A 13,154-nucleotide genomic window follows, 5' to 3' on the forward strand; every position below is an offset into this window, starting at 1 on the left:
CTTCTATATAAGGAAAGAAAAACTTACCAACGGAAACGCAACTGCGGCGTCGGTTTTGGGGTCGGCGCTGCGGCAGGTACCGAGCCATCAGCCGCGGGCTGGACAGGCGTCGCAGGGGCTGGCGCCTCACCGGCCGGAACTTCCTGCAATTTGGCCAGGGACAATTGCGACTTCAGCTGTTCGGGGCTGCCGTTGACCCGATACAGAATGCGGTCGCCTTCGACGCTCTGCAGACGCGCGCCAAAGGGTTCCAGCAGACGCCCGAGAGCTGCATAGCGTTCCAGGTTCATGCCTTGTACTTCCAGCAATTGTTCACTCGAAGCACCCGGCTTGACCACGAACCGCGGCGCCAGTCGCTCGCTGACCGCCAACATCACGGCATCGGCAACGGCGGCCTGATCGGCGCCCTGGACACTGCCGGCCTCTTTCTGATCGCCCAGCCACAAGCGCCATTTGGCTTGCCACTGGCCACCCTCTTCACGGGCATGCACCGCCAGCAAGGCATCGGCATTGTAACGGTCCGAAGCGCCACGCAACGGCGCCGGATCCGCCGCCTCGAGATTCGGTGCGGTGGCCACGATCTGCTCATTCAGGTCCGCCAGCGGCAAGCGCAAAGGCAAACCCCGGTGTTGTGCCGCGCGGCGCAATGGCGTCGCGCTGGCCTGGCCATCGCCCACCAGGGTCGATCCTTCGGTGGCATCGTTCAACCACCAACCCAGGATCGACGGTCGGTTCGCGCCCCAGAGTGATAACCCGGCACGGCGCAGCGCCTGCTGCGTGGAGGCCGGGTCGAAATCGACCTTCAGCACCTCCGGCGGGCCGGCATCAAACCCGTATTGGCTGATGATCTGTTGCGGATCCTTGCGCAGCGCCGCCAACCCCGGACTTTGCGCAGCCTTGGGATCGCCGGTCAGACGCAGCACCAGCGTATCCAGTGCGCGCTGGGTGGCTTGATCGCGCTCCGCGGGCGCCTGGCTGCTGACAGGTTCGCGCACCTGATAAAGGCCTTTGACGGTTTCGGCCTGACTGGCGAGGCTGACCAACGATAAACCGCCCACAAACAGAAATTTGAAAAAACGCATGGAGGATTCCTGACGACAAGAGCGGCTGGAACAGACCGCATGAAGATGATCGAGCAAGGCTGTGACCCTCGCCCGGCGCAAAACATTCACAGGTTCCGGGCAAGTTTTTCGCACTGCCATAACGATAGACTGTTAATGGCGATACCTTATACAGCCCTGCGCGATTGTGCCAACACGGGCAATTACGGTTTTTTTCAGCCGATATGCCCCTGCTGTCGGCCTGAGGATGGCCGCTGCCTCTCAAGCCTGATAAAATCGCGCGCCTTCGCAGACCGGCAACAGCCGGGCACCCTGAACCATGCGCTCGGCAATCGCCTTCGTCAGTTTCGGTGGTCCCGCTGGACCCGGTCGTTACCCCTGAATCCCCCCTAAAGGCCTGGATCATGAGCAAGCAACCCTCCCTGAGCTACAAGGACGCCGGTGTAGACATCGACGCCGGTGAAGCATTGGTCGAACGCATCAAGAGCGTCGCCAAGCGCACTGCGCGCCCGGAAGTCATGGGCGGCCTGGGCGGTTTTGGCGCCCTCTGCGAAATCCCGGCCGGCTACAAGCAGCCCGTGCTGGTTTCCGGCACTGACGGCGTGGGCACCAAGCTGCGCCTGGCACTGAACCTGAACAAGCACGACAGCATCGGCATCGACCTGGTGGCCATGTGCGTGAACGACCTGGTGGTGTGCGGCGCCGAGCCGCTGTTCTTCCTCGACTACTATGCCACCGGCAAACTCAACGTCGAAACCGCGACCCAGGTCGTGACCGGCATCGGCGCGGGCTGCGAATTGTCCGGCTGCTCCCTGGTCGGCGGCGAAACCGCTGAAATGCCTGGCATGTACGAAGGTGAAGACTACGACCTGGCCGGCTTCTGCGTCGGCGTCGTAGAAAAATCCGAAATCATCGACGGCTCGAAAGTCGCTGCCGGCGACGCCCTGCTCGCCCTGCCGTCTTCCGGCCCGCACTCCAACGGCTACTCGCTGATCCGCAAGATCATCGAAGTGGCAGGCGCCGACATCGAAAACATCCAGCTCGACGGCAAGCCGCTGACTGACCTGCTGATGGCTCCGACCCGCATCTACGTGAAGCCGCTGCTCAAGCTGATCAAGGAAACCGGCGCGGTCAAGGCCATGGCCCACATCACCGGCGGTGGCCTGCTGGACAACATTCCGCGCGTGCTGCCAAAAGGCGCTCAAGCGGTGGTTGACGTGGCAAGCTGGACTCGCCCGGCCGTGTTCGACTGGCTGCAAGAGCAAGGCAACGTCGACGAAAACGAAATGCACCGCGTGCTTAACTGCGGCGTCGGCATGGTCATCTGCGTTGGCCAGGAGCACGTCGAAACCGCACTGAACGTCCTGCGTGAAGCCGGCGAGCAACCTTGGGTCATCGGCCAGATCTCCACCGCTGCCGAAGGCGCGGCTTCGGTCGTACTGAAAAACCTCAAGGCACACTGATGCAAGAGCGGATGTCCCACACCTGTGATGTGGTGGTGCTGTTGTCCGGCACCGGTAGTAACTTGCAGGCCTTGATCGACAGCACGCGGACCGGCGACAGCCCGGCCCGCATTGCTGCGGTGATTTCCAACCGCGCCGATGCCTTCGGCCTGCAACGCGCCAGTGACGCGGGTATCGACACCCGCGTCCTGGATCACAAGGCTTTCGAGGGCCGCGAGGCCTTCGACGCCGCGCTGATCGACCTGATCGACGCCTTCAACCCCAAACTCGTGGTACTGGCCGGTTTCATGCGCATTCTCAGCGCTGGCTTTGTGCGTCACTACCAGGGTCGCCTGCTCAACATCCATCCCTCGCTGCTGCCCAAATACAAAGGGTTACACACTCATCAGCGGGCGCTGGAGGCCGGCGACACTGAACACGGCTGCTCCGTGCACTTTGTCACCGAGGAACTCGATGGCGGACCACTGGTCGTACAAGCAGTAATACCGGTAGAGTTGCAGGATTCGCCGCAGAGTCTGGCGCAGCGGGTCCACACCCGGGAACACCTGATCTACCCGATGGCCGTACGCTGGTTTGCCGAAGGTCGTTTATCACTCGGCGAGCAAGGTGCTTTACTGGATGGGAGGCTACTCGCCGCCAGCGGCCACTTGATTCGAACCTAGGAGATTTTATGCGTCGCGCCCTGCTCTTCGCTTGCGCTCTGCTCGCCCTGCCTTTTGCGCAGGCCGCAGAACTTCAACCGTTCTCCGCCAGCTACACCGCCGACTGGAAGCAGCTGCCGATGAGCGGCACCGCCGAGCGCAGCCTGACCAAGCAAGCCAACGGCGCCTGGAAGCTCAGCTTCAAGGCCTCGATGATGATCGCCAGCCTGACCGAAGAAAGCACCCTGACCCTGGACAAGGACACCTTGCTGCCGCAGTCCTATCACTTCGAACGGGGTGGCCTGGGCAAAGCCAAGAAGGCCGACCTGGACTTCGACTGGACCAACAAGATGGTCACCGGCACCGATCGCGGCGACCCGGTCAAGCTCCCGCTCAACCGTGGCATGGTCGACAAATCCACCTATCAGCTGGCCCTGCAGCATGACGTGGCCGCCGGCAAGAAAAGCATGAGCTATCAGGTGGTCGATGATGGCGAAGTCGATACCTATGACTTCCGCGTGCTGGGTTCGGAAAAAGTCGACACCAAGGCCGGTCAGATCGAAGCGATCAAGGTCGAGCGCGTGCGCGATCCGACTCAAAGCAAACGCATCACCGTGCTGTGGTTCGCCAAGGACTGGGATTACCTGCTGGTTCGGCTGCAACAGGTCGAGACTGACGGCAAGGAGTACAACATCATGCTCCTGGACGGTACGGTCAACGGCAAGGCTGTCAAAGGCAACTGATCCGGGTCGATACAAAACAAGCCTCGCACTGTGCGGGGCTTTTTTTCGTCTGCAATACCCGAAGGCCATGTGGCTACTGTAGGAGCGAGCCTGCTCGCGATGGTCGTCAACGATAACGCGTAAAGCCTGACACCCGCGGCGTTCTCTGGCTTTTCGCGAGCAAGCTCGCTCCTACAGGGGGCGCGGCAGGATCGATAGAAAGTTATCCCGTGCGACTTTTTTGGCGACATCTTCCGGCAAGGCATCGAGAAACGGGTCGAATCCGCGCATTTCCTTACCGAGCTTGTTGAAACGTCCCACGACATCGGAGCCGAGCATGAAGCGCTCCGGGAAGCGCTGCACCAGCTTCAACCACTCCTCCCGAGGCTTGTCCTGCTCATCCAGCAGATATGGCGTCAGCATGCTCCAGGACAGGTCGATGAACAGATTGGGGTGCTTCTCAAGCAGGCGCGTCAGGGTCGGCAACAGAAAATCCAGCCGGGTCTGGTGCCGATGAATCTCCGCGCTGGTGCCGGCGTGAGCCCAGATGAACCGTGTATGCGGATGATTGCGCAGCGGCTCTTCGACTTCCGCCAGGTACAGTGGATTTTTCTCGCGCTTGGACGTGATGTTGGAATGCAGCATGACCGGCAAATCGTTTTCGGCGGCCAGGTGATAGATCCGCGTCATCGCCTCGTTATTCGCCCGCGGCGTGTCGCCGGACGTCAGCGCAGTCAGGTCATCGTGGCGGGTGAAGACCTCGCCTATGCCCTGCCACAGGCCGGGATTGAGATCGAGCATGCGCTGGATATGCGCCGCGGAGTTCTTGTCGTTGGGATTGAAACCTGACAGGAACGGGTGAAAGTGCTGACGCTGTTCGGGGCTCAACGAATTCACCGCGGCTGCGACTATGACATCGGTGGCGCTGTACCAGTAGGCATCAGCGTCATCGCCGGCGTAATAACGCGGACGCTTGGGTTCGTCTTCGTGCCATTTCTTGGCCACCGGAATGCCGGAAATCATCACATGTTCGATGCGATTGTCGGCCATGGCCTTGAGCAATTTCGGCATGCCCGCCGTTTCCTGAAAGAAATCCACGTAGTGCAGGTGCGCATCGCTGTAGGCATATTCCCGGGCGCTGGCAACGTGACAGGAAAAAGCCAATAGACAGGCGACGCTATAGCGGAACAAAGGCACGGGCGATCTCCAGAGCTTAGGAACAGCGTAGACCCCAGCGCAGGGTCCAGGGTTCATCAGGGCAAGAAAGTGGAACGCGCCTTCGTAGGAATGCTCTATAACTTCAAGGTCTTTTTTGATCGAATAATGTTTCCCAGCCTGCGAGGTTTCCCATGACTGTTACCGTCAATACCGTTTCCGCCGAAGGTTTTCGTCACAGCGTCCAGATCGATGAGCACGAATTGTTTGCCGATGTACCTAAAGATATCGGCGGCGAAGGCACGGCGCCCGAGCCCCATGACTACTTTGATGCCGCCCTCGGTGCCTGCAAGGCCCTGACCCTGAAGATGTACGCCAGGAAGAAGGACATTCCGCTGACCGGTGTCACGGTCGAGGTCAAACGCGATAACAGTGAAGAGCAAAAAGGCAAATATGCCCTGCACGTCAAACTGACCCTCAAGGGTGTACTCACCGATGCCCAGCGTGACGAACTGCACCGCGTCGCCGACCGCTGCCCGGTGCACAAGCTGATGACCAGCACTGAGGTCAGTATCGAAACCCATCTGTCCGAAGGTGCGTTCAGCCAATAGCGGCAAGGGCTGCGCAAGCGGGTTATGCTCCACGCGTCACCCGCTCAGCCTGGAACGCACCATGAACACTCCGCTCGTGATCCGCCCCCGCGCCGAAGATGTCGAAGGCCAACCGATTCTTCGCCCTTTGCCGTCAGCCAAATGCCGCAATGTCGGACCTTTCGTGTTTTTCGACCACATGCTGGAAACCGCTTACCCAGCCGGCCATGGCATGAACATCCGGCAACATCCGCATATTGGCCTGTCCACCCTCACCTACCTGCTCGAAGGACAAATCCAGCACAAGGACAGCCTTGGCTCCGACCAGGTGGTCGAGGCCGGGGATGTCAGCTGGATGACGGCGGGCAGCGCGATCGCCCATGTCGAGCGCACGCCGCAGGCATTGAAGGACAGCGGGTTCAGGATGCACGGCCTGCAGATCTGGCTGGCGTCACCCAAGGAGCATGAACAGGGTCCCGGACATTACAGTCACCATCCGGCGGCCACGCTGCCGGTCAGCGATAACCTCGGTGTGAAGATCCGGATGATTGCCGGGTCAGGATTTTGCCTGGAATCGCCGGTGCCGGTGCTTTCTCCTACGCTGTATGCCGAATTGCACCTGCAAACGGCGACCACTTTGCTAATACCCACCGAGCATGAAGAGCGGGCGCTGTATGTGTTGAGTGGTGAGGCGCAGCTGGATGGCGAGCTACTGGAACCCCATACGCTGGCCGTGTTGCCTGCCGGGGAAGAGATGACGTTGTTCGCCGAGAGCGATTGTCATGCCGTGCTGTTCGGTGGCGCACCGCTGGATGGGCCACGGCGGATCAACTGGAATTTTGTGGCGAGTGATCCGGCGGCGATTGATGAAGCGCGCCGGCGCTGGGCGGCCGGGGACTGGCCGACGGTGCCGGGGGAAAGCGAGAGGATCGAATTGCCTTGAGATCTTCGGGGTCAGTTACACCGCCATCGCGAGCAAGCTCGCTCCCACAGGGGAATGCGTTTCATTGTGGGAGCGAGCTTGCTCGCGAAGAGGCCGGCACTGCCACCGAAAATACCAGGCAGCAGCAATCAGCTCTGAACACCTCATCCCGTAGATTAAGTATCGACGTAAATACGCACGAGTTAGGGCAATGCCCGGTCAGAATAAAAAAACCCGCCGAAGCGGGTTTTTTTGTACAACTCAGTTAAACCGACAGCTCAACCAGCAGCTTGTTGAGGCGGCGTACATACGCGGCCGGGTCTTTCAAGCTGTCGCCGGCCGCCAGGGCCGCCTGATCGAAGAGAATGTGCGACAGGTCGCCGAAGCGCTCGTCGCTCTGCTCGTTGTCGAGCTTCTCGATCAGCGGGTGAGCCGGGTTGAATTCGAAGATCGGCTTCGATTCCGGAACCTTCTGCCCGCTGGCTTCCAGGATCTGACGCATCTGCATGCCCAGGTCCTGCTCACCGATGGCCAGGATTGCCGGAGAATCGGTCAGACGGTGGGAAACCCGCACTTCGGCCACGGAATCGCCCAGCGCCGTTTTCAGACGCTCAACCAGTCCTTCTTTGGACTTGGCGACTTCTTCCGCAGCTTTCTTGTCCTCTTCCGAGTCCAGGTTGCCCAGGTCCAGGTCACCGCGTGCCACATCGACAAAGCTCTTGCCGTCGAAGTCGCTGAGGTAGCTCATCAACCACTCGTCGATACGATCGGTCAGCAGCAGCACTTCGATGCCTTTCTTGCGGAAGACTTCCAGGTGCGGGCTGTTTTTGACTTGCGCGTAGGTTTCGCCGGTCAGGTAGTAGATCTTGTCCTGACCTTCCTTGGCGCGAGCCAGGTATTCGGCCAGGGAAACCACTTGCTCGCCTTCTTCGCCCTGAGTGGACGCGAAACGCAGCAGGCCAGCGATTTTTTCCTTGTTGGCAAAATCTTCAGCCGGGCCTTCTTTCATGACCTGGCCGAAGTTTTTCCAGAAGCTCTTGTATTGCTCAGGATCGTTCTTCGCCAGTTTTTCCAGCATGTCGAGCACGCGCTTGGTCAGCGCCGACTTCATGGAGTCGATGATCGGGTCTTTCTGCAGGATTTCCCGCGACACGTTCAGCGACAGGTCGTTGGAGTCGACTACGCCTTTGATGAAGCGCAGGTACAACGGCAGGAACGACTCGGCCTGATCCATGACAAACACACGCTGCACGTACAGCTTCAGGCCTTTGGGCGCTTCACGCTGGTACAGGTCGAACGGGGCACGGGCCGGCACGTAGAGCAGCGAGGTGTACTCCAGCTTGCCTTCGACCTTGTTGTGGCTCCAGCTCAGCGGGTTCTCGAAGTCGTGGGCGACGTGTTTGTAGAACTCCTGGTATTCCTCGTCTTTCACTTCAGTACGAGGACGAGTCCACAGGGCGCTGGCGCGGTTGACGGTTTCCCATTCAACGGCAGGCTGCTCTTCGCCCTCGGCAGCGGCCACTTCTTTGGGCAACTCGATCGGCAACGCAATGTGGTCGGAGTACTTCTTGATGATGTTGCGCAGACGCCAGCCATCAGCGAATTCGTCTTCGCCGGCCTTCAGGTGCAGAACGATACGAGTACCGCGCTCGGCTTTCTCAACGGTGGCAACTTCAAAATCGCCTTCACCCTTGGACGACCAGTGCACACCTTCGCTGGCTGCAGCACCGGCACGGCGGCTGAACACGTCTACTTTGTCAGCGACGATGAATGCAGAGTAGAAACCCACACCAAACTGACCGATCAAGTGCGAATCTTTCTTCTGGTCGCCAGACAGGTGTTTCATGAAGTCAGCAGTGCCGGATTTGGCGATAGTACCCAGATGGGTGATCGCGTCTTCACGGCTCATGCCAATACCGTTGTCTTCGAGGGTGACGGTTTTAGCGTCCTTGTCAAAGCTCACACGGATTTTCAGCTCGGCGCCACCTTCCAGCAGGTCAGGCTTGGCCAGGGCTTCAAAGCGTAATTTGTCGACAGCGTCAGAGGCGTTCGAGATCAATTCGCGAAGGAAAATTTCCTTGTTGGAATACAGCGAATGGATCATGAGGTGCAGCAGTTGCTTCACCTCGGTCTGGAAGCCCAGGGTTTCCTTTTGAGTTTCCACACTCATGGTCATCAAACTCCAATCAGATGGCATAAGCCGCGACCTTGATGGTCGGCGGCGGGTTGTCATCAAAGTTGGGGGCTCAGATCAGGATTTCAAGGGCTCGTCGATTTTGAAATGGGCCCGGGCCGTGGCAATTGGCTCCGATTCGGTGCTTTGCCAGGCCGTAATCGCTACGTTGGCGACGCGCCGTCCCTGCCGACAGACCTGACATCTGGCCCAGGTGTCGCGAAATTGCCCCGCGCGCAAGTAGTCGAGGGAAAAGTCGAGGATCTTCGGCACGCCGGGCGATCCGGTGAAAACCACCAGGTGCAGCGCCGCGGACAACTCCATGAACCCGGCAATCACGCCACCATGAATCGCCGGCAGCAGAGGGTTGCCAATGTTGTCCTTGTTGGCCGGCAAGCGAAACAATAAATCGTCGCCCACCCGCGAGCATTCGACGCCGATCAGCTTGGCGTAGGGAATCAGGTTCAGCAGCGAGGCGTAGTCCCCCTGTTCATGGGCCTGTTGCAGTTGTTCCTTGAAAGTGTCGGTCATTTTGCACCTTCGGCAATGACGCCGCCAAAACCTTTGGCGACCTTGATGGCCTTGCCCATGCGCATGAAGGTGCCCGTGACATGGGCGATGGGTTGTTCGGGATCGTCCTGATAGGCAAAACCGCGGGCGAAGATCACATCGGTGGTCACGCGGTAGCACTGGGCGAATCCATAGACATCTTTATGCGGTTCGGCGGCGTGCATGTAATCGATGCGCAGGTCCAGGGTCGGGCAGACTTCGAACTCGGGCAGTACGCAGAGGGTGGACATGCCACAGGCGGTGTCCATCAGCGACGTCAATGCGCCGCCATGGATCACGCCGGTGTGCGGATTGCCGACAATTTGCGGGCTGTACGGCAAAATCACGGTGAGCCCTTCGCTACTTGCGCTGTGAACGCGAAGATTGAGCACCTGGCAATGTCGCAGCGCCGACAGGAATCGTGTCGCACGCTCAAAAACGGGGTTTTCGGCCATTTGATAAAAACTCTTCTTAGTGTCTTGATTCGCACTAGGTCGCGTCGAAAGAAAGTTCCCGTAGGAATAATCTTATATATCTGTATGAATTGAGGAACTTAACGCTGAGCGCTGTGCTCGAAAGGCCAGTAGATACTTTCCATAAGGAGAAACACCCCATGCGTAAGACTTTAGCTATTGCCTTGATGTTGACCGCTTCCCTCGGTCTCGCTGCTTGCGATAAAAAATCCGAGGACAAAGCTCAAGATGCCAACCAACATGCTGAGCAGGCTCAGCAAGACATGAACAAAGCTCAGGATAAAGTGAACGACGCAGCAAAAGAAAACGCCGAAGCTGCCAAAGCTCAGGCTGAATCGAACGAAGCCGCTGCAAAAGAAGCACCTAAAAACTAAAACGTTTTTAGCGTGAAAAAGAAAACCCGCCAAAATGCGGGTTTTCTTTTGTCTGCAATCCGGGCATTAGAGCAAAATAGTTCTAAAAGTCGGACTAATCATCAGCAACAACGAACACACTAACCCGACGCCCCACACCAGGCTGCGCTGCCAGGCCAGATCTGCCCAGTAACACAGCAAGTATATGATGCGCGTAATCACAAAGATGATGGCCAGCGAATCGATAAGCCATCCCGCCGTCTGCGTGGTGTGCGCCATCAACACCCCCACCGCAAACAATATGAATGCTTCGAAACAGTTCTGATGCGCCGCCAGCGCCCGGGCGCCGAAGCCGGTGAGTTGTGCCTGTTGCTGGCGCGGCAGGTGATTGTCGTAACCGCCCTGCTCGCTCATGGCCTTTGCCACCGGGATTTTTGCCACATAAATCAGCAAGGCACTGATAATCACGCACCAGAACGGAATACTCATCAAGCGGCCTCTTTATTTGCCTCGGGCAAGGGTGCCTCTGTAGGGGTATAGACCATTACGTCGAGAACGTCGGAGTGAAACTCCCGGCGATAGAGCACCAGGACCACCCCGGTGCTCATCAACATGAACAACCACGGACTGACGAACCAGGCCAGCATGGTCATGCCGAAGTAATAAGAACGCAGGCCGAAGTTGAACTGGTTGGCGGCCATGGAAATGACCCGGGCGGCACGGGCGGCAAAGGCCTTTCGCTCCATTTCGGAAACATGCCGTTCACCGACCATCGGTGCCGAACCCACCAGAATCGCCGCAAAATTGTACTGACGCATGCACCAGCTGAAGGTGAAGAACGCATAGACGAATACCAGCGCCAGGCACAACAACTTGATTTCCGACATGCCTTGGGATGCTTGCTGCACCATAGGGATATCGGCCAGCAACGACACCGCCCTCTCGGAGGCACCCAGTACCGTAAGGATACCGGCCAGGATGATCAGCGTGCTGGAAGCGAAGAACGAGGCGTTGCGCTCCAGGTTGCCGATCACGCTGGCGTCGGCGATGCGGTTGTCGCGCAGCAGCATGCGGCGCATCCAGTCTTCGCGATACAGGTGCAGCACACTGGCCAGGCACGCGGTGTCGCGGGCCTTCCACGTCGCATAGCGGGTGTAGCCGCCCCAGCAGATGACGAACCAGATTGCGGCGAGAATGTGGATCAGGTTGGCGTGGATGAACGACATGCAGGTCCTTGTGATGTAGGTGCGGATGGCCGAAAACCTGTGGGAGCGAGCCTGCTCGCGAAGGCGGAGTGTCAATAAACGCTGATGCTGTTTGACACTCCGCTTTCGCGAGCAGGCTCGCTCCCACATGAGGTCTTTGCAATGCTTCGACGTTACCTCAAGGAAAAAGACACTGCATCACGCCCATAAAAAATGCCCCGTATCGATTGATACGGGGCATTTCCATTGTTGCTCGACGCCCGTTTGTAGCGGGCGCTCAAGCCGCTTAAGCCAGCGCTTCTTCGCGCTTGCCCAGCAGACGATCACACACCACCGCCACCACCAGCGTCATCACCGATGGCACCAACCAGGCCAGACCTTGCTCGCTCAGCGGCAAGTTCGCCAGCTGCGTCGGCAACCAGTCCGCCAGACCGGCGCCCTTGAGCGCATCGATCAGGCCGAAGATGAAGGACACCAGCATCACCGGGCCGACAATACGGCCCTGCTCATGCCAGAAGTCCTTGCAGAAGCTCAGGGCCACCAGGGCGATGCACGGCGGGTAGATCGCGGTCAGGACCGGGATCGAGAACGCGATCAGCTTGGTGAGGCCCAGGTTGGACACCAGCAGGGAAAACGCGGCGAGGATGATCACCAGTGTCTTGTAGGACAGTGGCAGCACACGGCTGAAGTATTCGGCACAGGCACAGGTCAGGCCAACCGCCGTGACCAGACAGGCCAGGGAGATCAACACCGCCAGGAAGCCACTGCCCAGGGAGCCGAAGGTGTGCTGCACGTAAGCGTGCAATACCGCCGCGCCATTAGTCGCGCCTGCAGCCACCTCATGACTGCCCGAACCGAGACGAAACAGGCTGACATACACCAGTGCCAGGCCCACGCCGGCAATCAGCCCGGCAATAATCGCGTAACGGGTGATCAGCGCCGGCGATTCGACGCCACGGGAGCGGATGGCGTTGACGATGACAATGCCGAAGACCAGAGCGCCGAGGGTATCCATGGTCAGGTAACCATTGATGAAACCTTGGGAGAACGGTGCCGCCACGTACTCGGGAGTGCCCACGCCGATGTCGCCGGCCGGCAATGCGAACGCCGCGATGCCGAGAACGGCCAGGGCGATGATCTTCAGTGGCGCGAGGAAACGCCCTACGGTATCCAGCAAACGGCCCGGGTAGAGCGAGATGAAGAACACCAGCAGGAAGTACACCGAGCTATAGAGGAACAGGGCCAGCGGGCTTTCACCGGTCAACGGCGCCAGGCCGACCTCGAAGGAGACGGACGCGGTGCGCGGCGTCGCGAACAGCGGGCCGACGGCCAGGTAGCACGCAGCGGCCAGCAGGCCCCCGGCGACTTTACCGATCGGGCTGCTCAAGGCATCCATGGCGCCGCCGACTTTCGCCAGGGCCACCACGGTGATCACGGGCAGACCAACCGCGGTGATCAGAAAACCCAGCGCCGCCAACCAGACATGAGGCCCGGCCTGCAAACCGACGATAGGCGGGAAGATGATGTTGCCAGCCCCGACAAACAAGGCAAAGGTCATGAATCCAAGTGCCAGGATGTCCTGGCCTTTCAACACTTTCATTAAGGAAATACCACACTACTGAATCGGAATTTAGAGGGGGATTTCCCTATGGGTGAGGGAAATGCTGTCGGTCCGAATAGGACTGACCCGTTTAGCGCGTAGCGGCCTTGTGGGCTGCGGACGCAAAAATGGCTGCTAGCCTAACGAATTTGGCCGGGAAACGCACTGTTAGGGTGCGAACTATCCGATACACGACATTTCGGTGTCGCGTTTTTGCATGTAATTGGTCTGCGCCTGTAAGTCCGAC

The 13,154-nt window shown here is 59.0% G+C and carries 14 protein-coding genes; 6 read left to right on the forward strand and 8 right to left on the reverse strand.

The features are described 5' to 3' along the window. Nucleotides 1–23: 23 nt before the first annotated feature. Nucleotides 24–1,082 (reverse strand): DUF2066 domain-containing protein, encoded by a 1,059-nt coding sequence (locus tag ACA041_RS22830; RefSeq protein WP_497437812.1) that lies wholly within the window; start codon nt 1,080–1,082, stop codon nt 24–26. A 383-nt stretch (nt 1,083–1,465) separates the two neighbouring features. Between ACA041_RS22830 and purM the strand changes: the two genes are divergently transcribed. Genes purM through ACA041_RS22845 form a run of 3 tightly spaced genes read left to right on the forward strand, consistent with a single transcriptional unit; the run spans nt 1,466 to nt 3,908 of the window. Beyond that, on the forward strand, nt 1,466–2,524 hold the full coding sequence (gene purM / locus ACA041_RS22835; RefSeq protein WP_497437813.1) for a phosphoribosylformylglycinamidine cyclo-ligase: 1,059 nt from the start codon (nt 1,466–1,468) through the stop codon (nt 2,522–2,524). Nucleotides 2,525–2,535: 11 nt separating this feature from the next. Continuing rightward, nucleotides 2,536–3,186, forward strand: a complete 651-nt coding sequence (purN, locus tag ACA041_RS22840) for a phosphoribosylglycinamide formyltransferase (protein WP_497442155.1) — start codon at nt 2,536–2,538, stop codon at nt 3,184–3,186. Between the two features lie 8 nt (nt 3,187–3,194). After that, nucleotides 3,195–3,908 carry a DUF3108 domain-containing protein gene (locus tag ACA041_RS22845; RefSeq protein ID WP_497437814.1) on the forward strand — a complete coding sequence of 238 codons (714 nt, stop codon included), beginning with the start codon at nt 3,195–3,197 and terminating at the stop codon, nt 3,906–3,908. Between the two features lie 171 nt (nt 3,909–4,079). Here ACA041_RS22845 and ACA041_RS22850 read toward each other — a convergent pair whose 3' ends face one another. After that, nucleotides 4,080–5,084 carry an amidohydrolase family protein gene (locus ACA041_RS22850; protein ID WP_497437815.1) on the reverse strand — a complete coding sequence of 335 codons (1,005 nt, stop codon included), beginning with the start codon at nt 5,082–5,084 and terminating at the stop codon, nt 4,080–4,082. Nucleotides 5,085–5,236: 152 nt separating this feature from the next. Here ACA041_RS22850 and ACA041_RS22855 point away from each other — a divergent pair, with 152 nt between their 5' ends. Both ACA041_RS22855 and ACA041_RS22860 read left to right on the forward strand, forming a co-directional pair. Beyond that, nucleotides 5,237–5,653, forward strand: a complete 417-nt coding sequence (locus ACA041_RS22855) for an OsmC family protein (RefSeq protein WP_497437816.1) — start codon at nt 5,237–5,239, stop codon at nt 5,651–5,653. A 61-nt stretch (nt 5,654–5,714) separates the two neighbouring features. Further along, nucleotides 5,715–6,575 (forward strand): pirin family protein, encoded by an 861-nt coding sequence (locus tag ACA041_RS22860; protein ID WP_497437817.1) that lies wholly within the window; start codon nt 5,715–5,717, stop codon nt 6,573–6,575. A gap of 244 nt (nt 6,576–6,819) precedes the next feature. Here the strand turns inward: ACA041_RS22860 and htpG are convergent, their stop codons facing one another. The 3 genes from htpG to ACA041_RS22875 all read right to left on the reverse strand — a co-directional run bounded on the left by htpG (nt 6,820) and on the right by ACA041_RS22875 (nt 9,731). Next, the gene (gene htpG, locus ACA041_RS22865; protein WP_497437818.1) at nt 6,820–8,724 is read right to left on the reverse strand and encodes a molecular chaperone HtpG; all 1,905 of its coding nucleotides are present in this window, start codon (nt 8,722–8,724) and stop codon (nt 6,820–6,822) included. Nucleotides 8,725–8,805: 81 nt separating this feature from the next. After that, nucleotides 8,806–9,258, reverse strand: a complete 453-nt coding sequence (locus ACA041_RS22870; RefSeq protein ID WP_497437819.1) for a PaaI family thioesterase — start codon at nt 9,256–9,258, stop codon at nt 8,806–8,808. After that, nucleotides 9,255–9,731: a PaaI family thioesterase gene (locus ACA041_RS22875; RefSeq protein WP_497437820.1), complete on the reverse strand. Its 477-nt coding sequence runs from the start codon at nt 9,729–9,731 to the stop codon at nt 9,255–9,257. The genes ACA041_RS22870 and ACA041_RS22875 overlap by 4 nt, the downstream gene beginning before the upstream one ends. A gap of 158 nt (nt 9,732–9,889) precedes the next feature. On the opposite strand from ACA041_RS22875, the gene ACA041_RS22880 reads away from it, so the two are divergent. After that, entirely contained in the window at nt 9,890–10,123 is a 234-nt protein-coding gene (locus ACA041_RS22880; RefSeq protein ID WP_064679026.1) for a hypothetical protein, read from the forward strand. 66 nt (nt 10,124–10,189) lie between these two features. On the opposite strand, the gene ACA041_RS22885 is transcribed toward ACA041_RS22880, so the two are convergent. The 3 genes from ACA041_RS22885 to brnQ all read right to left on the reverse strand — a co-directional run bounded on the left by ACA041_RS22885 (nt 10,190) and on the right by brnQ (nt 12,907). Beyond that, a complete protein-coding gene (locus ACA041_RS22885; protein WP_497437821.1) occupies nt 10,190–10,591 on the reverse strand; it encodes an MAPEG family protein in 402 nt (133 codons plus the stop codon). Beyond that, nucleotides 10,591–11,328 (reverse strand): DUF599 domain-containing protein, encoded by a 738-nt coding sequence (locus tag ACA041_RS22890; protein ID WP_497437822.1) that lies wholly within the window; start codon nt 11,326–11,328, stop codon nt 10,591–10,593. The genes ACA041_RS22885 and ACA041_RS22890 overlap by 1 nt, the downstream gene beginning before the upstream one ends. Before the next feature lie 265 nt (nt 11,329–11,593). After that, entirely contained in the window at nt 11,594–12,907 is a 1,314-nt protein-coding gene (brnQ, locus tag ACA041_RS22895) for a branched-chain amino acid transport system II carrier protein (RefSeq protein WP_497437823.1), read from the reverse strand. Nucleotides 12,908–13,154 lie beyond the last annotated feature (247 nt).

It is taken from the genome of Pseudomonas sp. LBUM1676 (genome assembly GCF_059695605.1).

Excerpts from the sequence above, each read along its gene's own strand:
- ACA041_RS22830 (WP_497437812.1), bottom strand. The coding sequence starts at position 1,082 with ATGCGTTTTTTCAAATTTCTGTTTGTGGGCGGTTTATCGTTGGTCAGC.
- purM (WP_497437813.1), top strand. The coding sequence starts at position 1,466 with ATGAGCAAGCAACCCTCCCTGAGCTACAAGGACGCCGGTGTAGACATC.
- purN (WP_497442155.1), top strand. The coding sequence starts at position 2,536 with ATGTCCCACACCTGTGATGTGGTGGTGCTGTTGTCCGGCACCGGTAGT.
- ACA041_RS22845 (WP_497437814.1), top strand. The coding sequence starts at position 3,195 with ATGCGTCGCGCCCTGCTCTTCGCTTGCGCTCTGCTCGCCCTGCCTTTT.
- ACA041_RS22855 (WP_497437816.1), top strand. The coding sequence starts at position 5,237 with ATGACTGTTACCGTCAATACCGTTTCCGCCGAAGGTTTTCGTCACAGC.
- ACA041_RS22860 (WP_497437817.1), top strand. The coding sequence starts at position 5,715 with ATGAACACTCCGCTCGTGATCCGCCCCCGCGCCGAAGATGTCGAAGGC.
- htpG (WP_497437818.1), bottom strand. The coding sequence starts at position 8,724 with ATGAGTGTGGAAACTCAAAAGGAAACCCTGGGCTTCCAGACCGAGGTG.
- ACA041_RS22870 (WP_497437819.1), bottom strand. The coding sequence starts at position 9,258 with ATGACCGACACTTTCAAGGAACAACTGCAACAGGCCCATGAACAGGGG.
- ACA041_RS22875 (WP_497437820.1), bottom strand. The coding sequence starts at position 9,731 with ATGGCCGAAAACCCCGTTTTTGAGCGTGCGACACGATTCCTGTCGGCG.
- ACA041_RS22880 (WP_064679026.1), top strand. The coding sequence starts at position 9,890 with ATGCGTAAGACTTTAGCTATTGCCTTGATGTTGACCGCTTCCCTCGGT.
- ACA041_RS22885 (WP_497437821.1), bottom strand. The coding sequence starts at position 10,591 with ATGAGTATTCCGTTCTGGTGCGTGATTATCAGTGCCTTGCTGATTTAT.
- ACA041_RS22890 (WP_497437822.1), bottom strand. The coding sequence starts at position 11,328 with ATGTCGTTCATCCACGCCAACCTGATCCACATTCTCGCCGCAATCTGG.
- brnQ (WP_497437823.1), bottom strand. The coding sequence starts at position 12,907 with ATGAAAGTGTTGAAAGGCCAGGACATCCTGGCACTTGGATTCATGACC.